General features: G+C 66.3%; 24 protein-coding genes and 1 tRNA gene. 6 read left to right on the top strand and 19 right to left on the bottom strand.

Features of this window, described 5'->3' with window-relative positions:
* Positions 1-110: 110 nt before the first annotated feature.
* The 3 genes from AABA51_RS09100 to AABA51_RS09090 are packed head-to-tail and all read left to right on the top strand — an operon-like array spanning position 111 to position 2,649.
* Positions 111-584 carry an Lrp/AsnC family transcriptional regulator gene (locus tag AABA51_RS09100; protein ID WP_338271439.1) on the top strand — a complete coding sequence of 158 codons (474 nt, stop codon included), beginning with the start codon at positions 111-113 and terminating at the stop codon, positions 582-584.
* Between the two features lie 44 nt (positions 585-628).
* On the top strand, positions 629-1,450 hold the full coding sequence (locus AABA51_RS09095) for a heme-dependent oxidative N-demethylase family protein (protein WP_338271438.1): 822 nt from the start codon (positions 629-631) through the stop codon (positions 1,448-1,450).
* On the top strand, positions 1,447-2,649 hold the full coding sequence (locus AABA51_RS09090) for a class I SAM-dependent methyltransferase (RefSeq protein ID WP_338271437.1): 1,203 nt from the start codon (positions 1,447-1,449) through the stop codon (positions 2,647-2,649). The genes AABA51_RS09095 and AABA51_RS09090 overlap by 4 nt, the downstream gene beginning before the upstream one ends.
* Before the next feature lie 9 nt (positions 2,650-2,658).
* On the opposite strand, the gene AABA51_RS09085 is transcribed toward AABA51_RS09090, so the two are convergent.
* The 8 genes from AABA51_RS09085 to AABA51_RS09050 all read right to left on the bottom strand — a co-directional run bounded on the left by AABA51_RS09085 (position 2,659) and on the right by AABA51_RS09050 (position 8,421).
* Entirely contained in the window at positions 2,659-3,717 is a 1,059-nt protein-coding gene (locus AABA51_RS09085) for a 2'-deoxycytidine 5'-triphosphate deaminase (RefSeq protein ID WP_338276506.1), read from the bottom strand.
* A gap of 104 nt (positions 3,718-3,821) precedes the next feature.
* Positions 3,822-3,898 (bottom strand) — tRNA-Pro (locus AABA51_RS09080).
* Between the two features lie 141 nt (positions 3,899-4,039).
* Positions 4,040-4,852 (bottom strand): MerR family transcriptional regulator, encoded by an 813-nt coding sequence (locus tag AABA51_RS09075; protein WP_338271436.1) that lies wholly within the window; start codon positions 4,850-4,852, stop codon positions 4,040-4,042.
* Between the two features lie 76 nt (positions 4,853-4,928).
* Positions 4,929-5,231, bottom strand: a complete 303-nt coding sequence (ihfA, locus tag AABA51_RS09070) for an integration host factor subunit alpha (RefSeq protein ID WP_277823376.1) — start codon at positions 5,229-5,231, stop codon at positions 4,929-4,931.
* A gap of 95 nt (positions 5,232-5,326) precedes the next feature.
* Positions 5,327-6,304 carry a beta-ketoacyl-ACP synthase III gene (locus AABA51_RS09065; RefSeq protein ID WP_338271435.1) on the bottom strand — a complete coding sequence of 326 codons (978 nt, stop codon included), beginning with the start codon at positions 6,302-6,304 and terminating at the stop codon, positions 5,327-5,329.
* Complete coding sequence (gene plsX / locus AABA51_RS09060; RefSeq protein ID WP_338271434.1) at positions 6,301-7,398, bottom strand: phosphate acyltransferase PlsX; 1,098 nt, start codon at positions 7,396-7,398, stop codon at positions 6,301-6,303. The genes AABA51_RS09065 and plsX overlap by 4 nt, the downstream gene beginning before the upstream one ends.
* Positions 7,399-7,434: 36 nt before the next feature.
* Positions 7,435-7,641, bottom strand: coding sequence for a 50S ribosomal protein L32 (gene rpmF, locus AABA51_RS09055; protein WP_277823370.1), 207 nt, complete (start codon positions 7,639-7,641; stop codon positions 7,435-7,437).
* 234 nt (positions 7,642-7,875) lie between these two features.
* On the bottom strand, positions 7,876-8,421 hold the full coding sequence (locus AABA51_RS09050) for a YceD family protein (RefSeq protein WP_338271433.1): 546 nt from the start codon (positions 8,419-8,421) through the stop codon (positions 7,876-7,878).
* A 151-nt stretch (positions 8,422-8,572) separates the two neighbouring features.
* On the opposite strand from AABA51_RS09050, the gene AABA51_RS09045 reads away from it, so the two are divergent.
* Positions 8,573-9,031 (top strand): outer membrane protein assembly factor BamE, encoded by a 459-nt coding sequence (locus tag AABA51_RS09045; protein WP_338271432.1) that lies wholly within the window; start codon positions 8,573-8,575, stop codon positions 9,029-9,031.
* 152 nt (positions 9,032-9,183) lie between these two features.
* Positions 9,184-9,921, top strand: a complete 738-nt coding sequence (locus AABA51_RS09040) for a GNAT family N-acetyltransferase (RefSeq protein WP_338271431.1) — start codon at positions 9,184-9,186, stop codon at positions 9,919-9,921.
* Here the strand turns inward: AABA51_RS09040 and AABA51_RS09035 are convergent.
* The gene (locus tag AABA51_RS09035; protein ID WP_338271430.1) at positions 9,854-10,771 is read right to left on the bottom strand and encodes a GNAT family N-acetyltransferase; all 918 of its coding nucleotides are present in this window, start codon (positions 10,769-10,771) and stop codon (positions 9,854-9,856) included. The genes AABA51_RS09040 and AABA51_RS09035 overlap by 68 nt on opposite strands.
* Positions 10,772-10,870: 99 nt before the next feature.
* On the bottom strand, positions 10,871-12,124 hold the full coding sequence (gene tyrS, locus AABA51_RS09030; protein WP_338271429.1) for a tyrosine--tRNA ligase: 1,254 nt from the start codon (positions 12,122-12,124) through the stop codon (positions 10,871-10,873).
* Positions 12,125-12,203: 79 nt separating this feature from the next.
* Between tyrS and AABA51_RS09025 the strand changes: the two genes are divergently transcribed.
* Complete coding sequence (locus AABA51_RS09025) at positions 12,204-13,316, top strand: anhydro-N-acetylmuramic acid kinase (protein ID WP_338271428.1); 1,113 nt, start codon at positions 12,204-12,206, stop codon at positions 13,314-13,316.
* Between the two features lie 120 nt (positions 13,317-13,436).
* On the opposite strand, the gene rarD is transcribed toward AABA51_RS09025, so the two are convergent.
* The 9 genes from rarD to AABA51_RS08980 form a co-directional block, all read right to left on the bottom strand.
* Positions 13,437-14,336: an EamA family transporter RarD gene (rarD, locus tag AABA51_RS09020; protein ID WP_338271427.1), complete on the bottom strand. Its 900-nt coding sequence runs from the start codon at positions 14,334-14,336 to the stop codon at positions 13,437-13,439.
* A 133-nt stretch (positions 14,337-14,469) separates the two neighbouring features.
* The gene (locus tag AABA51_RS09015) at positions 14,470-14,889 is read right to left on the bottom strand and encodes a cupin domain-containing protein (protein WP_338271426.1); all 420 of its coding nucleotides are present in this window, start codon (positions 14,887-14,889) and stop codon (positions 14,470-14,472) included.
* Positions 14,886-15,563 (bottom strand): haloacid dehalogenase type II, encoded by a 678-nt coding sequence (locus AABA51_RS09010; RefSeq protein ID WP_338271425.1) that lies wholly within the window; start codon positions 15,561-15,563, stop codon positions 14,886-14,888. Before AABA51_RS09010 ends, AABA51_RS09015 begins: the two co-directional genes overlap by 4 nt.
* Positions 15,560-16,837, bottom strand: a complete 1,278-nt coding sequence (gene eno / locus AABA51_RS09005) for a phosphopyruvate hydratase (protein ID WP_338271424.1) — start codon at positions 16,835-16,837, stop codon at positions 15,560-15,562. Before eno ends, AABA51_RS09010 begins: the two co-directional genes overlap by 4 nt.
* Before the next feature lie 88 nt (positions 16,838-16,925).
* Entirely contained in the window at positions 16,926-17,786 is an 861-nt protein-coding gene (locus AABA51_RS09000; protein ID WP_338271423.1) for a DMT family transporter, read from the bottom strand.
* Between the two features lie 113 nt (positions 17,787-17,899).
* Positions 17,900-18,904 carry a type I glyceraldehyde-3-phosphate dehydrogenase gene (gene gap, locus AABA51_RS08995; RefSeq protein ID WP_338271422.1) on the bottom strand — a complete coding sequence of 335 codons (1,005 nt, stop codon included), beginning with the start codon at positions 18,902-18,904 and terminating at the stop codon, positions 17,900-17,902.
* 100 nt (positions 18,905-19,004) lie between these two features.
* Complete coding sequence (locus tag AABA51_RS08990) at positions 19,005-19,742, bottom strand: amino acid ABC transporter ATP-binding protein (RefSeq protein ID WP_338276504.1); 738 nt, start codon at positions 19,740-19,742, stop codon at positions 19,005-19,007.
* 12 nt (positions 19,743-19,754) lie between these two features.
* Positions 19,755-20,624: an amino acid ABC transporter permease gene (locus tag AABA51_RS08985; protein ID WP_338271421.1), complete on the bottom strand. Its 870-nt coding sequence runs from the start codon at positions 20,622-20,624 to the stop codon at positions 19,755-19,757.
* Positions 20,621-21,469 carry an ABC transporter substrate-binding protein gene (locus AABA51_RS08980; protein WP_338271420.1) on the bottom strand — a complete coding sequence of 283 codons (849 nt, stop codon included), beginning with the start codon at positions 21,467-21,469 and terminating at the stop codon, positions 20,621-20,623. Before AABA51_RS08980 ends, AABA51_RS08985 begins: the two co-directional genes overlap by 4 nt.
* Positions 21,470-21,517: the final 48 nt, after the last annotated feature.

Below are 21,517 nucleotides of genomic sequence, written 5' to 3'. Positions count from 1 at the left end.
GATAGAACAATTTCCCAATAATTGGCAGATATGCCTTGCTAAAAGGAACATTCGTTTGCATGAATTCGCCCCAGCAGAAACTTCGTTCCAATTGCCCGGAGCCCCTCACGATGTCTGACCAGATCGATGCGCTCGACCGGAAAATCCTTGCGGCCCTTCAGGAAGACGCCTCGCGCTCGCTCGACGAGATCGCGCGCGTCGTGGGCTCGTCCAAGACGCCGGTCTGGTCCCGGATTCGCAAGATGAAGGAGGCGGGGATCATCGGGCAGCAAACCGTATTGCTCGATGCCGAGAAGCTGGGGTTCGAGGCCTGTTTCTTTGTCCTCATCCGCACCTCCGAGCATGAGGCCGATTGGCAGAAGAAATTCCTCGCCGCGCTCAAGGCCCGCCCCGAGGTGCAGGAGGCGCACAGGCTTGCGGGCGAGATCGATTATATCCTCAAGGTGCGCGTGCCCAATGCGCGGGCCTATGACGCGTTCTACCAGGCGCTGATTTCCGAGGTGAAGATCTACAATGTCACCGCCCTTCTGAGCATGGAGGAGATCAAGGCAAGCCCGCTTCTGCCCCTTGGGCCCGCCGCCTGAGGGCTTGCGCGCTTGCACCTTGCGGGGGGATGGGGTTTGGTCCGATGTCCCCGATGCTTGATGGTTTTGCCGCCATGGATCCGATCTGCCAGACCCGCCTGCCGCATCTGCCGTGGCTCGACCCGGCGACCGCGCGCCTGCCGGGTGTGCAACCCTTGCCGCCGGGCGAGGGCTGGCTGATGCGCGACGAGGCTTTTGGCGACCAGATGGCGCTGCGCGACCGGCTGGTGGCAGAAAACCGTGACGCGGTGATCGCGGCCCTGCCGGGGTCGGAGGGGGCGGTTGCCGCACTTTACGAGGCGGTTCTGGCGGTTTTGGCCGATGATCCGGGCTATGCCTTGGGACGCGACATATGCCGCCGCCCGGACGGGGTGGATGTGGCCCTTGACCCGTCAGACAAGCTCGGGACGCTGGCCCGCCTGGTGCAGGAGGATCTGTGCCTGATGGAACCCCGGGGCGGCGAACATGTGCTGAGTGCTGCGATCTTGTGTTTCCCCGCCAGCTGGACGCTCGCCGAAAAGATCGGCCGCCCGTTGACCGGCATCCATGATCCGGTGGCGGTCTATGACGCGCGCATGGCCGCGCGGGTGCAGCGACTGTTCGATGCGGTGCGGGTGGGGCAGCCGCTCTGGCGGCAAAATGCGCTTGTCTATGCCCAAGCCGATCTGCACCAGCCGCGACGCGAGGCGGCCCCCCGCCGGGAAATCCGGGCCGAAGGGCGCTATCTCAGGTCGGAAAAACAATGCCTTGTGCGGCTGTCCTCGTGCGATGCCGTGCTGTTTTCGATCCATACCTTCGTGGTGCCGCTCGGCTCCTTGCCGCCGGGCGCGCTGGACCACCTGCCGCATCGGGAGCCCGTCACATGAGCCGCGTTTCGGAACAATACGAGGCCTTTCCCTATCCTGAACGCGATGCGGCGGAGGAGGCAAAGCGCCTGATCACCGGCTCGCCCAGCCATCCGCTGGAGATCGATCACTACCTGTTTTCCGGCGCGCGGGATTGGTCGCAGCCGTTGCGCGCGCTGGTGGCTGGTGGCGGCACGGGGGATGCGCTGATCCAGCTCGCGCAGGTGCTGACAAGCGCGGGCCGACCCTACGAGATCACCTATGTCGATCTGTCCACCGCATCGCGCAGGGTGGCCGAGGCGCGGGCGGCGGCGCGGGGGCTGACCGGCATCACCTTCGTGACCGGGTCGCTTCTGGATGCGCCGGGGATGGGGCGGTTCGACTATATCGATTGCTGCGGCGTGCTGCATCACCTGCCCGATCCGCAGGCGGGGTTCGACGCGCTGGCAGGCGCGCTGGCACCGGGCGGTGGTATCGGCCTCATGGTCTATGCGCCCTTTGGCCGGTCCGGCGTTTACCCGTTGCAAGAGGCCTTTGGCGCCGTGCTGGAGGGCAGCCCGCGCGACCGGCTGCGCCGCGCCAAGGCGATCTTTGACCGCATCCCCGAAGGGCATCCGTTCAAGCGTAATGCGCAGCTGTCCGATCATCGCGCCAGCGAGGCGGGGTTCTATGACCTGCTTCTGCACAGTCAGGACAGGCCCTTCCGTATCGGGGAATTGCTGTCCGTGCTCGACCGCGCGGGTTTGGCCATGACCGGCACGCCGCAGGCCCATCTCTATGATCCGGTGCCGATCCTCGGGGACAAGGGCCTGCTTGCGGGGCTGGACGCGGGCCAACGCATGGATCTGGCCGAGGCGCTGCGGGGCACGATCCGGACCCATGTGCTCTACGCCGCCCCGCGCGCCGAGGCCGAGGGGCGCGTGGCGCAGGCCGGGCCGCAGGCCGTGCCGCATCTCAAGGGCGTGGCAGGTCCGGCACTTGCCCAGCATGTGATGAAGCACGGGGTGATCCCGATGACGCATGAGGGCGAAAAGTTCGAAATCCCCGTTCCCGGCATGGCGGCGCGGGCCTTGTCGCAGATCGACGGGCGGCGCAATCTGGATGAAATCGCCCGCGCGATCCGCACCGATTGGCTGGCTTTTGCCCCGATCTGGGCAGGCGTGTCCCGCGCGATGGCAGGGCATGGGCTGCTTTACTACTCGCAGCTCCTGCGCGGATAGGGCTGTCCGTCAGCTCTTGAAATGCTTGGACAATTTCAGTCCCTGTCCCTGGTAGTTCGAGGATATGCCGCTGCCGTAGAGCCGCGCGGGCAGGGTGGCCATGCGTTCATAGACAAGCCGTCCCACCACCTGCCCGTGTTCGAGCACGAAAGGTGCTTCGTGGCAGCGCACCTCGAGCACACCGCGCGCGGGCACGCCATGGCCGAAACCGGGATCGAAAAAGCCCGCGTAATGCACCCGGAATTCACCGACCATGGCCAGGTAGGGCGACATCTCGGCGGCGCAATCGGGCGGGATCGTCACCGCCTCCCGGCTGACGAGGATATAGAAGGCGCCGGGATCGAGGATGATGCGCCCATTCTCGCTGCGCACTTCCTCCCAGAAATCGGGAATGGCATGGCCGCCGATCGCGGTCAGGTCGATGACACCCGCATGCGGCTTGGCCCGGTAGCCCACGATCCCCGCAGATGTCGGCGTCAGGTCGACCGAAAAGCCGAGCCCTTCGTCGATGACGGGCTTGCCGTCGACAAGCGGGCTTTCCGCGTGGCGGCTGGCCAGTTCGGCATCGCTCAACACCGCCTGACCGCGCCGGAACCGGATCTGGTTCAACCGCAACCCCGGCGTGACCTTGACCGAAAAGGACCGCGGGCAGATCTCGGCGTAAAGCGGGCCGGTGTAGCCCGCGGGGATGCGGTCGAATTCGGTGCCGCCATCGGCGATCACGCGGGTCAGGCAATCGACCCTGCCGGTCGAGCTTTTGGCGTTGCACACGGCGGTGACATCGGCGGGAAGCGCCAGACCCTCTTGCAGGGGCACGACATAGACGCAGCCCTTTTCCAGAACCGCGCCATGGGTCAGGTCCATCCGGTGCATCTCGAATTCGGCGATGCGGTCGGCCACGGGGCGACCCTGTCCGGCGAGAAACGAGGCCCTGACCCGGTAGGCGACCGATCCCAGCCGCAGGTCGAGGCTGGCAGGCTGCACCTGGTCGGCATCGGGGTTGGCGCACCGGATCTGGCCCGCCGCGATCATCGCCTCTAGCGCGTGGTCGGGCAGCACGCCCTGCATCTGGTCCGTCATCCGGGCTTCCCCCTGTTTCCCCCAAGAAAAAACCGCCCGCGCCGGGGGCGCAAGGCGGTTTTCACGGGGTCCCGCGTGATGCGGGAAGATTTTGGTCGGGCTAGCAGGACTTGAACCTGCGACCTTCCGTCCCCCAGACGGACGCGCTACCAGGCTGCGCTATAGCCCGACGTTTCGCCCTTCTACGCATTTTGCCGGGGGGCGCAAGGGGGCAGGGTGCAGGTTCAATCCCGCGGATCCGCGCGCATCCGCGCGCAGAGCGCTGCGAGCGCGGGGCGCAGGCCCGCCGCGTCACGCGCAGAGGCGGCGCTCAACCTGTGCAGAAGATCGGACATCGGGGCGGGGTCCGCGTCGACCGGTTCGACATCGCTGTCCCGCGCATCCGGGATCGCGCCAGCCGGTTCGGGGTCCGGGGCAGGGGCAACCGTGGGAAACGATTCGCTGTCGTCGCGCGTGGGGGCGTCGCTTGCGGGCTGGTCGCCCTCGAACAGATCGTCGTCCGGTTCCTCGTTGTCGATGTCGAAATCGAACAGGCTTGCCTGTTGCCGGGGGGATTCCGTTGCCGCGGCGGGTGCGGGGGCGGCACAAGGGACAGCTTGGGGGCAGGCGGCGACACAGGATCGCGCCGGGGCGGGATCGCGGCGATGTCCTCGGCGTCTGCGCCGTCGTCCGCGCTGGCGTCAGGCGCCATCGCATCCTGCGCGTCCGTGAGGTCGGCGGTGTCGTCCTTGTCGTCCTCTTGGATGTCTTCGGGCAGATCGTCCGCCACCTCGGCCTCCGTCTCGGGCCAGTTGTCGCTCTCGGCTTCCGGCGCATCGACGCCGTCGACGATATCCTCGTCCTCCAGATCGACGGGCGGGGACAGGGCCATGATGGCGGCCACGCCCTCTTCGCGGATCATTTTCTGGACGCCGCGGATCGTCATGCCGCGATCATGGAGCAACACCTTGATGCCCCCCACAAGCTCCATGTCGGCAGGACGGTAATAGCGCCGACCACCCGCCCGTTTGACCGGCTTGATCTGCGGAAATTTCGATTCCCAGAAGCGCAGCACATGGGCTGCCACATCCAGCCAATCCGCGACCTCGCGGATCGTGCGAAAGGCTTGCGACGATTTGGACATGGCCGGTTTACCCGCCTCTGCTCGGTCGTTCTGCCATCTTGGCCGCGCGCCGTGGCCTTGGGCCGGCGCGAGATGCTCAGTCGCGGTTGCCCGCCGCGACCCTGTCCTTCATCAGGTGCGAGGGGCGGAAGGTCAGCACCCGGCGGGGGCTGATCGGCACTTCCTCGCCCGTCTTGGGATTGCGGCCCACCCGCGCCGTCTTGGCGCGCACCGAAAAGGTTCCGAAGGACGAGATTTTCACCTGTTCGCCCGCGACCAGCGCATCGGACATCAGGTCCAGCACACGCTCGACCAGTTGCGAGCTCTCGTTGCGCGACAGGCCCACTTCGCGGAATACCGCTTCGGACAGGTCCATCCGGGTCAGCGTCTTGCCAGCCATCGATTTTCGTCCCCCATGTTTTGGCGCAGCATGGGCGAAGGAATTTCTCAAGTCAATCGAGTGGGTTGGGCCGTGGCGTTTATCCGCCGCAAAACCTACCAGCGGATTACCACCGCGCCCCAGGCAAGGCCGCCGCCGATGGCTTCGCAGACCAGGAGATCGCCGCGCTTGATCTGGCCGCGCGCCACCCCCACCGACAGCGCCAGCGGGATCGAGGCGGCAGATGTGTTGCCATGGTCCTGCACCGTCACCACCACCTGGTCCATGCCCATGCCCATCTTTTGCGCGGTGCGGGTGATGATGCGCAAATTCGCCTGATGCGGCACGATCCAATCAACCTCATCGGCGCCGACGCCTGCCTTCTCGAGCGCGGTGGTGGCTGTTTCGGCAAGCTTTTCAACGGCATGACGGAACACCTCGCGGCCTTCCATGCGCAGCACACCCGTGGTCTGCGAGGAGGAGACGCCACCGTCGACATAAAGGATGTCGCGGTGCCGCCCGTCCGAATTCAGATCGGTCGCAAGGATACCGCGATCATCGGCATTGCCCGCGCCCTCCTGCGCCTCGAGGATCAGGGCACCCGCCCCATCTCCGAACAGGACACAGGTGCCGCGATCCGTCCAATCCATGATCCGGCTGAAGGTTTCGGCCCCGATCACCAGAACCCGCCGCGCCTGGCCCGACACGATCAGCGCATCCGCATTGGCCAGCGCAAAGACGAATCCGGCGCAGACCGCCTGCACGTCGAAGGCGAATCCCCGCTCCATCCCCAGACCTGCCTGCACCATCGTGGCGCAGGACGGAAAGGTCAGATCGGGGGTCGATGTGGCGACGATCACAGCGTCGATGTCATCGGGCGCAAGGCCTGCCATGTCGAGAGCGGCGCGGGCGGCTGCCACGGCCATTTGGCTCGTGGTTTCGCCCTCGGCCGCGAAATGCCGCCGCTCGATGCCCGACCGGGAGCGAATCCATTCATCCGTCGTATCGAGCGTCTTTTCGAATTCCGCATTCTCCACGACGCGCGCGGGAAGGTAATGGCCGATGCCGACCGGAACGGCGCGAGTTTTCGTCATGCCTGTCCGGCCTCCGCTTGCATTGCTGCCGCTGCGGCCTGTTCGGCCTCGGCCAGTCGCGCCGTGAGACGCTCGTTGAACCCCGCCGCCGCCAGCCGTGCCGCAAGCTTGATCGCCGCCGCCACGCCGGTTTCATCGGCCGATCCGTGCGATTTCACCACCGTGCCGTTCAGCCCGAGGAAAACACCGCCATTGACCCGGCGCGGGTCGATCCGTTTCGACAACCGCCGAAGCGAGGTATAGGCCAGTAGGGCGGCAACCCGGCTGAGCGGCGAAAACCGGAAGGCTTCGCCCAAAAGCTCGCGGATCAGCCGGGCGGTGCCTTCGCCCGTCTTGAGCGCGACATTGCCCGTGAAGCCGTCGGTCACGATCACATCCACCTTGTCCGAGGGCAGATCGCCGCCTTCGACAAAGCCCACGAAATCGAAATCGGCGGCTGTGCTGACACGCTCGATCAGGTCGGCGGCCAGTTTCAGCTCGGCGCGGCCCTTGTGTTCCTCGGTGCCCACGTTCAGCAGGCCGACGCGCGGGCGCCGGAGGTCAAGCCCGTTGCGCGCATAGCTTGCACCCATCAGCGCGTATTGCAGCAGATCGCCCGCATCGGCCCGGATATCCGCGCCCACATCCAGCATCACGTTGAAACCGCTGGGATTGCGCGAGGGCCACAGGCAGGCGATGGCGGGGCGGTTCACGCCTTCGATCTTGCGCAGGCGGATCATGCTCAGGGCCATCAGCGCGCCGGTGTTGCCGCAGCTCACGGCAGCCCCGGCCTCGCCGTTGCGGATCGCCTCGATGCAGGACCACATGGACGTGTCCTTGCCGTGGCGCATCACTTGAGAGGGTTTGTCGTGCATGGTGACCACGCCCTCGGCGTGCCGGATCTCGCACCGTTCGGCCAGGCCGCGACGGCGGTCGATCAGCCGCTCGAGTTCGGGACGATCCCCATGAACGATAAAGCGCAGCGCCTCGTTCTTGGCGACTGCGCGGGCCATTCCGGCCACGACGGCCCCGGGGCCGTGATCACCGCCCATCGCATCGATGGACAGGATGGTGCCCGGGATCGTGCTGGCGGTCAGTGCCGTTCCCTGGGTCATCCCGCGGGTCGCCTCACGCCTCGGGCCGATGTCGGATCAGGCCGCGTCTTCGTCGAGGTCGATCTCGTCGGCCTTCGCAATGACTTCGCGGTCATTGTAGGTGCCGCAAGACGGGCAGACGTGGTGCGGGCGCTTCAGCTCGCCGCAGGAGGGGCATTCGTTCGGATTGCCGCCAACGAGGGAATCGTGGGAACGACGCATGCCACGACGCGAACGCGTCACTCGGTTCTGGGGGACAGCCATGTCACAACCTCGGTGTTCGGGGGCGATCCCGGTTCGGCCGCCCTATGCAATCAGAATCTTGTTTCGTCCGGTTCCCGGTGCCTAACGTGACGCGAAGGTTTTGGCCAGCGCGTATCGGCACGTCGGGGCAGGGGCGAATGAGGCCGGGAACATACTCGGATTCCCGGGCCATGCAACCCCTGAATCCCGCGCACCGAACGCGGGCCTGTCCCGGGTTCCTCCGCCCGCAGGGGGTCAGTCTTCGCTTGCGCCCTTGAGCTTGTCGCGCAGCGCTGCCAGACCGGCCAGCGGCTTGGCCTGTTCATCGGTCAGGGGCTCTGTGCCGGGCGGCGCGAATACGGCGCTGTCGAGCGCTGCGCCCTCGGCCCTTGGGTAGAGCGGCAAGGCCAGCGCCAGCGCTTCGGCCAGGATCGCCCACAGGTCGAGCGTGGCTGGCAAAGGCTCGGCGGCGTCGTCCTCGGGCATCTCGACCTCGTCGCCTTCGGGCTCGTCCATGTCGGCCAGGTAGCGGCGCAAGACGGGTTCGTCGATGCGGGTGGTCACGGGTTCGGCGGTGATCACGCAAGGCTGGACCACGGTCGCGCCCAGCATCGCCTCCAGCCGCCAATCGCGCGCGCCGTCGGGCACCAGCCGTCCCGCCAGCCGCAGCTTGCGCACCGAGGTGATGCCAAGCTCCTCCGCCAGCCGGGCGCGCGCCTGCGCCTCCGGCGTGATCTCGAAACTCCGCTCGTTGCCGCGTGGCAGCCGTGCAAGGGGCAGGATATGGGCTTCGTCAGCCATGGTACGCCTCCGCTCTGCTCGGAATAACGGCGCAAACTTGCCCTGTGCGCCGGGGTGGGTTAAGCGGATAGAAAGCTTCGGACGACTTCGCAAGGGTAAGGCGGGCGTTCGGGGCCAATAACGGGTCCAGCAACGGGGCAGTTGAGCGATCATGCAGATGTCGATGCGCGGTTTGCGGACAGGTTTCGTGGCGCTGGCCTTGGCGCTGAGCCTCGCGGCCTGTTCCGCCACGTTCAACAACCACGGCTATTTCCCCCCGCCCGAAGACCTTGCCGAAGTGAATATCGGCGACAGCCGCGAGGCGGTGATCGAGGCCATCGGTCGCCCCGGATCGGCCGGTGTCATGCGGGACGAGGCGTGGTTCTACACCGCCTACCGGGTGCGCAACTATGCCTATCGCGCCCCGGAAATCACCGAGCGCCAGATCCTCGCCGTGTCCTTCGACGGGCAGGGCCGCGTCAGCAATATCGAGGAATTCGGGCTCGAGGACGGGCAGATCGTCGATCTGTCGCGCCGCGTCACCACCAGCTCGGTGCGCGAGATTTCCTTCCTTGCGCAGATCCTGTCGAATTTCGGCCGTATCAACATCGGTGAAGGTCTCGCCGATTGAGGTTGGGGTCGCGCGGAATGTCGCGCGTCCTGCATCCCCTTGTCGCGCGGCCGTCATCGGAGCAATCTATGCTCGTGCCGGAGATCGGCGCGGTCGGACCTCGTGCCGGGGATCGGCGCAGTCGGACCGGCATGGCAGGAGCGGACCGAGGGATGTTGAGCTTTGCACGGGGCAGATATCGGGCCCGGACGGCCGTGACCCCGCAAGATATCGAGGCGGCCCAACGCCTGCGGGCCCTGGCCTTTCGCGGGCCCGATGCAGCCCGGCCCGATGCCGATGATTTCGACACGGCCTGCACCCATGTCCTTGTCGAAGAGACGCGCAGCGGCGATCTGGTCTGCTGTTTCCGACTGCTGCACCTGGGCTCGGGGGCCGAGATCGGGCGCAGCTATTCGGCGCAATTCTACGAATTGTCGGCGCTTGCCGATTTCGACGGGCCAATGGTCGAGATGGGGCGGTTCTGCATCCATCCCGAGTGGCGCGATCCCGATATCCTGCGCGTGGCCTGGGGGGCGATGACGGAATATGTCGACCGCCAAGGCGTTGAAATGCTTTTTGGATGTTCGTCTTTCCACGGCACCGAGGCGCGCGACTATTACGATGCTTTCGCGCTTTTGCGTGACCGCCACATCGCGCCCAAGCGCTGGCTGCCGCGCGTCAAAGCCCCGGCCGTGTTCCGTTTCGCCAGCCGGTTGCGGCGCAAACCAGATCTGAAACGCGCGCAGGCCAAGATGCCGCCCTTGCTCAGAACCTATCTGTTGATGGGGGGATGGGTCAGCGATCATGCGGTGATCGACCGCGATCTGGGGACGCTGCATGTGTTCACGGGGCTGGAAATCCGCGCGGTGCCGCCTGCGCGGGCGCGGCTGTTGCGGGCTGTGGCGGGCTAGGGACCCGAGGTTTTCGGGGCCGCAAAAGGCCAAGGCCGGGGGCGGTGATCCATGTTCCGCCAAGGGGGCAAAGGCGTGCGCCGCTGCCCAGTTTGAAATGGGCAAGGCCGGGGTTTCGTGTTTGATCACAATGGCCTAGGTCGATGTCCGTCACGCCCGATCCGTGCAGCTCCGCCATCGCTTGCCACATCAGAACCGGATGGGCCGATGTCTTGCGACCGGTCGCGTCGGACCAACCGATGAGGTAGGTTGCGCTGTTTTCGTGATTGGCAAAGAGCATCGCGGCGCAGATCTTGCCGTCCTTGCGCGCGGTGAACAGGCGGAGCGCCGTGGGGTCGGCACCGGCCATGGCGGCGATCAGGGCAGGGGGCAGGTTGCGATAGGCGCGGGCTTTTTGCTGGGCGGTTTCGTGGTGGAAAAGCCAATGATTGCAATCGGCTGGCATGGGATTTGTCCGCAATTCCAACCCTTGCCGCTGGCCGTGGCGCAGGCGGTTGCGCCATTTTCCCTGCATGCGGGACAGCCAGTCGCTGGGGGTGCCTGCAAGCGACAGATGGGCGTGGGCGCGGGGGGCGGAGATGCGGAAAAATCCCTGTTTCGCAAGAACTTGGCCCTGTTCGGCACTGTCCGCGTTGACGATCAGGATACGCGCGCCGAGGGTCTTGCGCAGCCCGGCGTCGATCCGGCCCTTTGGGCGGGACACCAGCGCCACCTGGCCCAAGAGCGGCAGGCGGCGCATCAGGACAAGGATCGGGCCATCGGGGCCATGAATGACGCGGATGGGCACGCCGAGCCGCGCCAAGGCTGCGGCATAGAGGGGCGATTGCTGGAGGGGCAAGGCATCGGACATGGGCGCAAGATTGCCCTGCCGATGCCTAACCAAAGCTTAACGGGACCGAGGCGATCCTTGCGGAAGGGTTAAATCCGCGACCCGAATCCTGCCGAAAGGTTAATCCTGCAAGACCACGAGCGCGTGACGTTTCTTGCCGGCCGACAGCTTGATCGGCTGCGCCAGATCGGCGGTCGTCAGCATCAGCCCGGCATCGGTCAGGCCTTCGTCGTTCATCCGCGCGCCGCCCTCGGCGATCAGGCGCTTGGCCTCCTTGCCGGAGGCGGCGAGACCGGAGCGGGTGATGAGCTGGGCGATCGAAATCCCCTCGCCGATCTCGGCTGCGGTGAGCGTCAGGGTGGGCAGGTCGTCGCCCATGCCGCCCTTCTCGAAGACTTCGCGCGCTGTCGCCTCGGCGGCTTGCGCGGCCTCGGCCCCGTGCAGAAGGGTTGTGACCGCATTGGCGAGGATGATCTTGCCCTCGTTGATCTCGGCCCCCTGCAGCGCGCCAAGGCGGTCGCATTCGGCGACGGGAAGCTCGGTGTAGAGTTTCAGGAAGCGGCCCACATCGGCATCGGTCGTGTTGCGCCAGAATTGCCAGAATTCGTAAGGAGAGAGCATGTCGCCATCGAGCCAGATCGCGCCGCCCTGGCTTTTGCCCATCTTGCGGCCATCCGAGGTGGTCAGAAGCGGCGTGGTGAGGCCGAAGATCTGGGCATCGAGAACCCTGCGGGTCAGGTCGATGCCGTTGACGATATTACCCCATTGATCCGAGCCGCCCATCTGCAGGACGCAGCCCTCGCGGCGATACAGCTCGAGGAAATCATAGGCTTGCAGGATCATGTAGTTGAATTCGAGAAAGCTCAGGGATTGCTCGCGGTCGAGCCGCGATTTCACGGATTCAAACGACAGCATCCGGTTGACCGAGAAATGCCGCCCGATATCGCGCAGGAAATCGAGATAGTTGAGCCCGTCGAGCCATTCGGCGTTGTTCAACATAACCGCGCCGGTCACGCTGGCGTCATAGCCGAGGTAGCGGTCGAAGACGCGCTGCATGCCCGCGATATTGGCGTCGATCTGGTCAGGCGTCAGCAGCGGGCGTTCATCGGCCCGAAAGCTCGGATCGCCCACCTTGGTCGTGCCCCCGCCCATGAGCGTGATCGGGCGATTGCCCGTTTTCTGCCACCAGCGCAGGAGCATGATGTTCAGAAGATGGCCCACGTGGAGCGATTTCGCCGTCGCATCATAGCCGATATAGCAGGTGACCGGACCCTTCAGCAGCGTCTCGTCAAGGCCTTGCAGGTCGGTGCAATCGGCCAGGAATCCGCGCGCGATGATCTCGCGCAGGAAGTCGGATTTGGGCTGGTAGGTCATGGGGCTCCGGTCCATGTTCGAGGGATGTGTTCGGGCTATAGCGGGCGGTTGCGTGAAGGGAAAGAGTGTGAGGCCGGGGATGAGACATGCGTTTCGCGCCGGGCCGCAATGGATCGCGGGCGCGATGTCGGGCACGTCGATGGATGGCGTGGACCTGGCCCTGATCGAGACCGACGGGGTTTCGATCACGGGGTTCGGCGAGACGCGCTACAGGCCCTATTCCGAGGAGGAGCGCGCGGTGATCCGTGCGGGCCTTGGGCTTTGGCCCGGGGATGCGGGTGTGGCGGAGGCCGCCCGCGTGGTCGAGGCGGCGCATCTGGAGGCTTTCGCGGGGCTCGAGGGCGCGCGCGCCTTTGGCTTTCACGGCCAGACGCTGGCCCATGACCCCGAGGGCGGGCGCACGCACCAGGCGGGCGATGGCGCGCGGATCGCCGAGGCGCTGGGGCTGACGACGGTCTGGGATTTCCGGTCGAACGACATGGGGCTGGGCGGGCAGGGCGCGCCGCTGGCCCCGTTCTATCATTGGGCGCTGGCGCGCTACATCGGGGCGGAGGGGCCGGTTGCCTTCCTCAACCTTGGTGGGGTGGGCAATATCACGCTGGTCGATCCCGGCGTGGCGGGGCCGGAGCTGCCCGGCGCCTGCCTGGCCTTCGATACGGGGCCTGCCAATGCACCCATCGACGATCTTATGCGGGCGCGGCGGGGCGAGGCTTTTGACCGGGACGGGGTGTTGACGCGGGCGGGCCGGGTGGATGCGGAAACCGTCGCGGTCTTTCTCGACGATGTCTATTTCCGCAAGATGCCGCCCAAATCGCTCGACCGCGACGCCTTTCCCAAGCTGCGGGATTGGGTGGCGGGGATGGCGGATGCGGATGCGGTGGCGACGCTTGGCGCTTGCTGTGCCGGGGCCGTGGCGCAGGCGATGGAGCATCTGCCGCGCCACCCCGAGCGGGTACTGGTGACGGGCGGGGGGCGGCGCAATCCGGGGCTGATGGAGATGCTGGCTATCGCCCTTGGCCGGCCCGTCGTGCCGGTGGAGGATGTGGGGCTGGATGGCGATTTCCTCGAGGCGCAGGCCTTTGCCTATCTGGCGATGCGTGTGCTTCTCGGTCTGCCGACCTCGGCGCCGGGCACGACGGGGGTGGCGGCGCCCGTGGGCGGCGGCCGCGTGACCCGGGTCAAGGGGCGGTGAGCGCGGCCTGCAGTCCTGGGGGCTTTGCCCGACGTTTTTAGATCGGGGGCTTTGCCCGACGTCTTTAGATCGGGGGCTTTGCCCCCGAGCCCCCAGCATATTTGGGGAAAGATGAAGGGATCAGGCGCGGGCGCTGCGGGCCGTGCGGATCATCGAGCCGGTGTAGAGGATGAGGGCCGCCCAGATCAGCGGGAAGGCCACGGCGCGGGCCGGGCCGAAGGGTTCGGCGAAGACGAAGACCGCGATCAGGAAGATCATCGTCGGCGCGATGTATTGCAAGATGCCGATGGTGGAGAGCCGCAAGCCCTTGGCCCCATTGGCATAGAGCATGAGCGGGATGGCGGTGACCGCCCCCGTGCCCAGAAGGAGCGCCGTATCGCGCCAGCTGGTGGCCAGGAAATGGCCCTCTGGCCCCAGCCACAGAAGATAGGCGAGTGCCGGGGGGGATAGCAGCAGAACCTCGAGCAGGAAGCCCTGGTTGGGGCCGATGGGGAGCGTCTTGCGCAGGAAGCCGTAGAGGCCGAAGGTCGTCATCAGGACGAGCGCCACCCAGGGCACGACGCCCGCCGAGAGGGTCAGGATCGTGACGGCCACCGCGGCAAGGCCCACGGCCAGCCATTGCACGCCTGCCAGCCGTTCGCGCAGCAGCACCGCGCCGAGCGCCACGGAAAAGAGCGGGTTGATGTAATAGCCCAAGGCCGCATCGAGCGCGCGGTCATTGGCGATGGCCCAGACATAGACGCCCCAGTTGATCGAGATGAGGGCCGCGGTGACGGCGGCCATGGCGACCATGCGCGGTGTCTTGAGCGCGCGGATCAGGTCGCCTGTGCGCCCCAGAAGGAGCAGGACGAGGCCCGCGATGGGGATGGACCACAAGATGCGATGGGCGATGATCTCGACCGGCGGGATATGGGCGAGGGCCTTCATGTAGAGCGGCAGGAAGCCCCACATGAGATAGGCCGAGGTGGCATAGAGAAAGCCCGAGGGGCTGTCGCCGGTCTGGGTCGTGGCTGCGGTCATGGCGGCGGCGTAGCGCAAGGCGCGCGGGGGTGCGAGCGCGAATTCGCGATGCGGGCGTTCACGGATCGTGATGGGGGTCTGGTGCGTCTGTTCCGGATGCGCAAAACCGGTTCCCGTTCTTGCGCGACAGGCTTTACCGGCGCGGGATATCGAAGCCCGGCGGGGCCAGCGTGAAGCCGGAAAAGGAGAAACCCGGCGAGACGGTGCAGGAGACGAGGGTGAAATCACCCGTCGTGCGCGCGGCCTGCCAATGGTGTTCGGGCACGATGATCTGGGGCGCGCCCGTGGCCAAGTCGGGGGTGAGGAGGTGGTCGGTGGCGGGGCCTTGGTCGCTGTCCGACAGGGACAGGATGAGGGGGGCGCCCGCGTGGTAGAGCCAGATCTCGGTCGCGTCGACCCTGTGCCAATGGCTCGATTGTCCGGATCTGAGGAGGAAATAGATGCAGGTGCCGCTGGGGCGGCCGGCGTTTTCCGCCACCCATGTCTGGCGGTAAAACCCGCCCTCGGGATGGGGGGCGAGGTTCAGATGGGCGATGATCTGGTCGGCATTCATGGGGCAAGCTGCCTTGCGAGGTCGAGGAAATCCGGGGCGATCACGTCCCAGTCGGCATCGGGGACAAGATCGGTTGTCTGCCGTTCCCCATGTTCGGTCGGGCGGGGGACGAAGGCGGTCTGGAGCCCCGCGGCGCGGGCAGCGTGCAGGTCGTCATTGTGGGCCGCGACCATCATCACCGCCTCGGGCGGCAGGCGCAGCGCGGCGCAGGAGGCGCGGTAGACACCCGGCTTGGGCTTGTAATCCTGCGCGATGTCCGCGCCGAGGATGCAATCCCAGGGCAGGGCGGCGTGTTTCGCGAGGCGGGTCATCAGCGCGATGGAGCCGTTGGAACAGGGCGCGATGATGTGGCGGGTCTTGAGCGCCAGGAGACCCGGCACCACGTCGGGCCAGGGATCGAGCTTTTCCCAGGCATGGGAGAGGCTGTCGGGCGCGGTCACGCCAAGATCGCCCGCCACCTTGTGCAGGTTCTCGCGGTGGAGATCGTCGAGCGGCACATAGCCCCGCCCGCCGTCCCGGATGCGGGCCATGGCGGGGTCGTATTCGGCGCGCCAGAGGGTGGCGAAGGCGGTGGCATCGACCCGGGGCAGGACGGCCCCCACCTCGCGCGCGACGGAGCTGCGCCAGTCGACGCAGGTTCCGAAGACGTCGAAGATGAGGGCCTGGGGGGTCATCCCCGCAGGATGCTCCGCCCGGCGTAGATGGCCGTGTCGCCCAGGGCTTCCTCGATCCGGATCAGCTGGTTGTATTTCGCCAGCCGGTCGGAGCGGGCGAGCGAGCCGGTCTTGATCTGGCCGCAATTGGTGGCGACGGCGAGATCGGCGATGGTCGCATCCTCGGTCTCGCCCGAGCGGTGGGACATGACGCAGGTCATGCGGTTGCGATGGGCGAGGCTGACGGCGGCCAAGGTTTCCGACAGCGTGCCGATCTGGTTGACCTTGACCAGGAGAGCGTTGCCGCAGCCCTTGGCGATGCCTTCGGCCAGGCGCTCGGGGTTGGTGACGAAAAGATCGTCGCCCACCAGCTGCACCCGGTCGCCCAGGGCCTCGGTCAGGGCGCGCCAGCCCTCCCAGTCATCCTCGGAACAGCCATCCTCGATCGAGAGGATCGGGTAATCGTCGACAAGCGCCGCGAGAAAGGCGACGTTTTCCTCGGGCGTCAGGCTTTTTCCTTCCCCGGCAAGGACATAGCGGCCGTCCTTGAAATATTCGGTGGCCGCGCAATCGAGCGCGAGCATCATGTCATCGCCGGGTTTGTAGCCCGCTTTCTCGATGGATTTCAGAATGAAATCAAGCGCGTCGCGGGTGGAGCTGAGGTTGGGGGCAAAGCCGCCCTCATCCCCGATCCCGGTCGAGAGGCCGGCTGCCGAAAGCTCTTTCTTCAGGGTGTGAAAGACCTCGGCCCCCATGCGCACGGCATCGGCGATGCTCTCGGCCGCCACCGGCATGATCATGAATTCCTGGATGTCGATCGGGTTGTCGGCATGTTCGCCGCCGTTGATGATGTTCATCATCGGCACGGGCAGGATGCGGGCTGCCGTGCCGCCGACATAGCGGTAGAGCGGCTGCGCGCTGTAATCGGCGGCGGCCTTGGCCACGGCGAGGCTGACGCCCAGGATCGCATTCGCGCCGAGCCGCGACTTGTTGTCGGTGCCGTCCAGCTCGCACATGGCGGCGTCGATGGCTTCCTGTTCGGTCGCGTCGAAGCCCACCAGCGCCTCGGCGATCTCGCCGTTCACGGCGGCGACGGCCTGCAGCACGCCCTTGCCCATGTAGCGGCTCTTGTCGCCGTCGCGCTTTTCCACCGCCTCGTAGGCGCCGGTCGAGGCGCCCGAGGGCACGGCGGCGCGGCCTTCGGTGCCGTCTTCCAGCGTCACGTCCACTTCGACGGTGGGATTGCCCCGGCTGTCGAGGATCTCGCGGGCGTGGATGTCGATGATGATGCTCATGGGGCTCCCCCTGATTTCGTGTTGCGCGCTCTATAGCAAGGGGTCGGCCCCAAGCGAAGCATGTGGTTGCGGTAACGTGTGCGACAGGTCAGCCGCGCGCCCGGCGCTCGCGCCAGAGCGTGAAAAGCCCCGTGGCCACGACGATGGCGACACCCAGAATGGTCAGCGCATCGAGGCTTTCGTCGAAGACGATCATGGCGATGGCAAAGGCAAAGACGAGGCGCGTGTAGCGCATGGGTGTGACGACCGCGATCTCGCCCACGCGCATGGCGGCGGTGATGGCGAAATAGGCCACCATGCCCAGAAGCACGCCTCCCGGAATGATCAGCGCCATGACGGGGGTGGGCGTGGTCCAGCCGCCCGAAAAGGGCATGACGGCAAGCCCCGCCACCGAGACGGCGGCGAAACTGTAGCTGGCCAGAAGCGGCGTCGGCACGTCGCGCGGCACGGGGCGCGTGGCCAGATCCCTCAATGACAGGCCGATGGCGGCCGCGACCGCCAGCCAGATGTTGGGATCGAATCCCGCCGCCCCCGGCTGCACGATCAAGAGCACCCCGAAGAGCCCCACCACGATGGCAAGCCAGCGCTTCCAGCCGACCTTTTCCCCCAGAAACAGTGCCGCCCCGAGCGTCACCAGCAGCGGATTGGCCTGGATCACCGCCGACAGCGTCGAGAGCGGGATGAGCGAGAGCGCGAAGACGAAGCTGACGGTGGCCAGAACCTCCGCCCCGTTGCGGACCATCACGGGCCGCATCAAGAGGACCGGGCTGACCCAGCGGTGCCCCTGCATGCCGGCCCAAAGCCCGAACAGAACCGCGCCTCCCAGCCCGAAGAGGAACAGGACCTGACCGACCGGCAGGGCGCGGGTGGCAAAGACCAGGACCATGTCGGTGAGCGCAAAGGCGAGCATGGCCAGCGTCATCCAGCCCATGCCCTTGAGATTGTCCATGACCGCACCCCCCGCGCGCTTGCCGGACCGGCTTATCCTGCGCGGGCGGGAGAGGGAAGCGGGCCTCCCCCTTCATCTTTCCCCAAATATGCAAATCCGACGGTGCCCGCCCGTTACAGGTGCTTGCCCATCTCGACGGCGGTATCGGCCATGCGGCACGAAAAGCCCCATTCGTTGTCATACCAGCTGAGCACGCGGCACAGGTTGCCCGTCATCACCTTGGTCTGGTCGGTGGCGAAGATCGAGGAATGGGAATCGTGGTTGAAATCGCTGCTGACAAGCGGCGCGTCGGTCACGCCGAGGATGCCCTTGAGCGGGCCATCGGCGGCGGCTGCATGAATGGCTTGGTTGATTTCCTCGGGCGTCGTGTCGCGGGCGGCCTCGAAGGTCAGGTCGACGACCGAGACATTGGGGGTGGGCACCCGGATCGCCACGCCGTCGAGTTTCCCGTTCAGTTCGGGCAGGACAAGCCCCACGGCCTTGGCAGCCCCGGTCGAGGTCGGGATCATCGAGAGGGCTGCGGCGCGCGCGCGGTAGAGGTCCTTGTGCATGGTATCGAGCGTCGGCTGGTCGCCCGTGTAGCTGTGGATCGTGGTCATGAAGCCGCGGGTGATGCCGATGGCCTTGTGCAGGACATGGGCGACGGGGGCGAGGCAATTGGTGGTGCAAGATGCGTTCGAGACGATCAGGTCACCCGCCGTCAGCGTCTTGTGGTTCACGCCATAGACGATGGTCTTGTCCGCGCCCTTGGAGGGGGCCGAGACCAGAACGCGGGAGGCGCCGTTTTCGAGATGGACCTGCGCCTTGTCCTTGTCGGTGAAGATGCCGGTGCATTCGAGCACGATGTCGACATGGGACCAGGGCAGGTCGGCGGGGTTGCGGATCGCCGTCACCTCGATCGGGCCACGGCCCACGTCGATGGTCGTCTCGGTCGTGGTGACGGTGGCAGGAAATCGGCCATGGACGCTATCGAAGCGCAGGAGATGGGCGTTGGTCTCGACCGGGCCGAGGTCGTTGATCGCGACCACCTCGATATCCGTGCGTCCCGTTTCGACGATGGCGCGCAGCACGTTGCGGCCGATGCGTCCGAATCCGTTGATGGCGACTTTGACGGCCATGTCTCTCTCCCGATGATCGCGTATCGCGCCTGTGCGGGTGGCGCTGTTAGCGGTAACATCGCCTGTGTAGCCTGAGTGGCGCGCAAAGAAAAGGGGGGAGCTAGAGTCTCCCCGCCTCGGTGATGCGGTGCAGGAAGCGGCGGGTGCGGTCGTGGGCGGGGTTGGAAAAGAGCCGCTCGGGGGCGTCGATCTCGAGGATGTCGCCATCGGCCAGAAACGCCACGCGGTCGGCGCAGTCGCGGGCGAAGGCCATTTCATGGGTGACGATCATCATCGTCATCCCCTCGTCCTTGAGGCTGCGGATGATGGCCAGAACCTCGCCCACCAGTTCGGGGTCGAGGGCTGCCGTGATCTCGTCGAGCAGGAGGACATCGGGCCGGGTCATGAGCGCGCGGGCGATGGCCACGCGCTGTTGCTGCCCGCCCGAGAGCTGTTCGGGATAGGCGCGGGCAAAGCCGTCCATCCCGAAGCGGGCGAGGATGGCATGGCCGCGATCCTCGGCCTCGGCGCGGGCCACAGAATGCACGCGGCGGGGGGCGAGCGTGATGTTGTCGAGCACGTTCATGTGCGGAAAGAGGTTGTAGGATTGAAAGACGATGGAGGCGCGTTTTTGCAGGCCCGTCTTGCCGAAGGACGGGTCGTCGTTGGGGATGCCATCGAGCCGGATCGTGCCGTAATCGTGGTCCACCAGCCGGTTGACGCAGCGCAGGAGCGTGGATTTGCCCGACCCCGAGGCCCCGATCAGGCAGATGGTTTCATGCCGGTTCACGGTCAGCGACACGCGGTCGAGCACGAGTTTCTGGCCGAAATACTTGGTGACTTCGTCGATCTCGATCATCGGTGTCATCGCTCAGCCCGCCATCTGCAAGCGGCGCATCCGGTCGCGCCGCGTGAGGTAATCGGCCAGCCGGGCCATCGGGATGGTTGCCAGAAGGAACAGACCGGCCGCCACGATCAGCGAGGAATAGTTGAAGGTCGTGGCGGTGTAGATCTGCGCCTCGCGCACCGCGTCGCGCACGCCGATGACCGACAGAAGCGCCACGTCCTTTTGCAGGGCGACGACGATGTTCATCAGCGCGGGGACCACGTTGCGGAGCGCCTGGGGCAGGATCGCGTAGCGCAGCGTCTGCCATTCGGTCAGGCCCAGCGATCTGGCGGCGGCGCGCTGGCCCTCGTGGACCGCGTCGATGCCCGAGCGGTAGATCTCGGCCACGTAGGCGGCATAGCTCAGCACCATGGCGACCCCGCCCCAGAACAGGCCCGAATTGGGCAGGCCGGGCAGGTTCAGCGCCGGGATGCCGAAGCCGAAAAGGAGGACGAGCAGAAGGACCGGGACGCCGCGAAAAAGGTCGATGTAGATCACGACCATCAGGCGGAAGGGCGCGAACCACGGCGCGCGCAAGCTGCGCAGGATGGCAAGCGCCAGCGCCCAGGCGAGGATGGCCGCAAGGACGGTCAGCCAGACCTGTATGTTCACCCAGAAGCCTTGCAGCACGCGGGGGAAGGCCGCGATCATGGCGTCGAGGTTGAAGAATTGCAGGCGGATGCGCGGCCATTGCTCGGCCGAGGTGATGGCCCAGCCGAGTGCGCCGAAGACGATCAGGATGGAGATGGCGCTGATGGCGGATGGCAGCGCCGCGGCGCGCCAGTCAAAGCCGCGTCTGGGCGGCGGCGGGGGCGGGCCCCGCCGCGCGCGATGGTCTGGGGTGTCGTCGCTCATTCGGCGATGACGGGCAGGTCCGGGTCGGCGACAAGCCAGGTTGCCACCAGGTCATCGACCGTGCCGCGTTCGATCAGGGCAGAGAGCGCCTCGTCCACCCAGGTCACGAGCGGATTGCCGAATTCGAACAGCAGGCCATGGCCGTTGTCATTCTCGTCGGGCGGCAGAAGCGCCACGATGGAGGCATCGGGGACCTGCACGGCGGTCACGAAGAGGGCGGTGGGAAGGGCTGCGAGCGTCGCGTCGATCTGGCCTGCCTGAAGCGCCTGAAACACGTCGACCTGTTCGTTGTAGATCGCGGCATCGGTGATGCCCAGGACGTTCACGAGGTAATCATTGTCGGTCGTGCCGATCACGGCGCCCCAGCGCAGGCCGCGCAGATCCTCGAAACTGGTTGCGGTCTCAGCCGCCGTGCCGGGCAGCGCGATCACGGCCTTTTGCGGCTGGTAATAGACCTGGCTGAAGGAGACGATCTGGGAGCGCGCCTCGGTCACGGAGATCTGCTGGATGGCGAAATCATAGGCTTTCGCGCCCGGTGCGATGGATTGTTCGAAGGTTTCGCCCAGCCAGACCACCTGGTCGCGGTCAAAGCCCATTTCCTCGGCCAAAGCATAGACGAGCGCATTCTCGAAGCCTTCGCCGCTGGCGGGGTCGTTGTTCATCATCCACGGCGGATAGACCGGGTCGCCGGTGGCGACGGTCAATTGGCCGGGGGTATGCAGGCGGGGATCCTGGGGCGTGTTTTCCTGCGCGCTTGCCGCAAGCGGCAGGGTCGCCGCCGCGATGAGGCCTGCGCAAAGCGTCAGCGCCGCGCGCCGCAAAAGGTCGATCCGATCCTGAGCCATCTTTCATCCTTCGCTGTTGGCCGCGCGGCCTGTTGCCGGCCGGTCGGG

The sequence above is a fragment of the Roseicyclus marinus genome (assembly GCF_036322625.1).
In the GTDB taxonomy this organism is placed as follows: Bacteria; Pseudomonadota; Alphaproteobacteria; order Rhodobacterales; family Rhodobacteraceae; genus Roseicyclus; species Roseicyclus marinus_A.
The sequence above is the reverse complement of the archived record's forward strand: the minus strand, read 5'-3'. Positions and strand labels throughout refer to the sequence as shown.

Coding starts and splice junctions, on each gene's coding strand:
- AABA51_RS09100 (WP_338271439.1), top strand. CDS start 111: ATGTCTGACCAGATCGATGCGCTCGACCGGAAAATCCTTGCGGCCCTT.
- AABA51_RS09095 (WP_338271438.1), top strand. CDS start 629: ATGTCCCCGATGCTTGATGGTTTTGCCGCCATGGATCCGATCTGCCAG.
- AABA51_RS09090 (WP_338271437.1), top strand. CDS start 1,447: ATGAGCCGCGTTTCGGAACAATACGAGGCCTTTCCCTATCCTGAACGC.
- AABA51_RS09085 (WP_338276506.1), bottom strand. CDS start 3,717: ATGCAGGGCGTGCTGCCCGACCACGCGCTAGAGGCGATGATCGCGGCG.
- AABA51_RS09075 (WP_338271436.1), bottom strand. CDS start 4,852: ATGTCCAAATCGTCGCAAGCCTTTCGCACGATCCGCGAGGTCGCGGAT.
- ihfA (WP_277823376.1), bottom strand. CDS start 5,231: ATGGCTGGCAAGACGCTGACCCGGATGGACCTGTCCGAAGCGGTATTC.
- AABA51_RS09065 (WP_338271435.1), bottom strand. CDS start 6,304: ATGACGAAAACTCGCGCCGTTCCGGTCGGCATCGGCCATTACCTTCCC.
- plsX (WP_338271434.1), bottom strand. CDS start 7,398: ATGACCCAGGGAACGGCACTGACCGCCAGCACGATCCCGGGCACCATC.
- rpmF (WP_277823370.1), bottom strand. CDS start 7,641: ATGGCTGTCCCCCAGAACCGAGTGACGCGTTCGCGTCGTGGCATGCGT.
- AABA51_RS09050 (WP_338271433.1), bottom strand. CDS start 8,421: ATGGCTGACGAAGCCCATATCCTGCCCCTTGCACGGCTGCCACGCGGC.
- AABA51_RS09045 (WP_338271432.1), top strand. CDS start 8,573: ATGCAGATGTCGATGCGCGGTTTGCGGACAGGTTTCGTGGCGCTGGCC.
- AABA51_RS09040 (WP_338271431.1), top strand. CDS start 9,184: ATGTTGAGCTTTGCACGGGGCAGATATCGGGCCCGGACGGCCGTGACC.
- AABA51_RS09035 (WP_338271430.1), bottom strand. CDS start 10,771: ATGTCCGATGCCTTGCCCCTCCAGCAATCGCCCCTCTATGCCGCAGCC.
- tyrS (WP_338271429.1), bottom strand. CDS start 12,124: ATGACCTACCAGCCCAAATCCGACTTCCTGCGCGAGATCATCGCGCGC.
- AABA51_RS09025 (WP_338271428.1), top strand. CDS start 12,204: ATGAGACATGCGTTTCGCGCCGGGCCGCAATGGATCGCGGGCGCGATG.
- rarD (WP_338271427.1), bottom strand. CDS start 14,336: ATGACCGCAGCCACGACCCAGACCGGCGACAGCCCCTCGGGCTTTCTC.
- AABA51_RS09015 (WP_338271426.1), bottom strand. CDS start 14,889: ATGAATGCCGACCAGATCATCGCCCATCTGAACCTCGCCCCCCATCCC.
- AABA51_RS09010 (WP_338271425.1), bottom strand. CDS start 15,563: ATGACCCCCCAGGCCCTCATCTTCGACGTCTTCGGAACCTGCGTCGAC.
- eno (WP_338271424.1), bottom strand. CDS start 16,837: ATGAGCATCATCATCGACATCCACGCCCGCGAGATCCTCGACAGCCGG.
- AABA51_RS09000 (WP_338271423.1), bottom strand. CDS start 17,786: ATGGACAATCTCAAGGGCATGGGCTGGATGACGCTGGCCATGCTCGCC.
- gap (WP_338271422.1), bottom strand. CDS start 18,904: ATGGCCGTCAAAGTCGCCATCAACGGATTCGGACGCATCGGCCGCAAC.
- AABA51_RS08990 (WP_338276504.1), bottom strand. CDS start 19,742: ATGATCGAGATCGACGAAGTCACCAAGTATTTCGGCCAGAAACTCGTG.
- AABA51_RS08985 (WP_338271421.1), bottom strand. CDS start 20,624: ATGAGCGACGACACCCCAGACCATCGCGCGCGGCGGGGCCCGCCCCCG.
- AABA51_RS08980 (WP_338271420.1), bottom strand. CDS start 21,469: ATGGCTCAGGATCGGATCGACCTTTTGCGGCGCGCGGCGCTGACGCTT.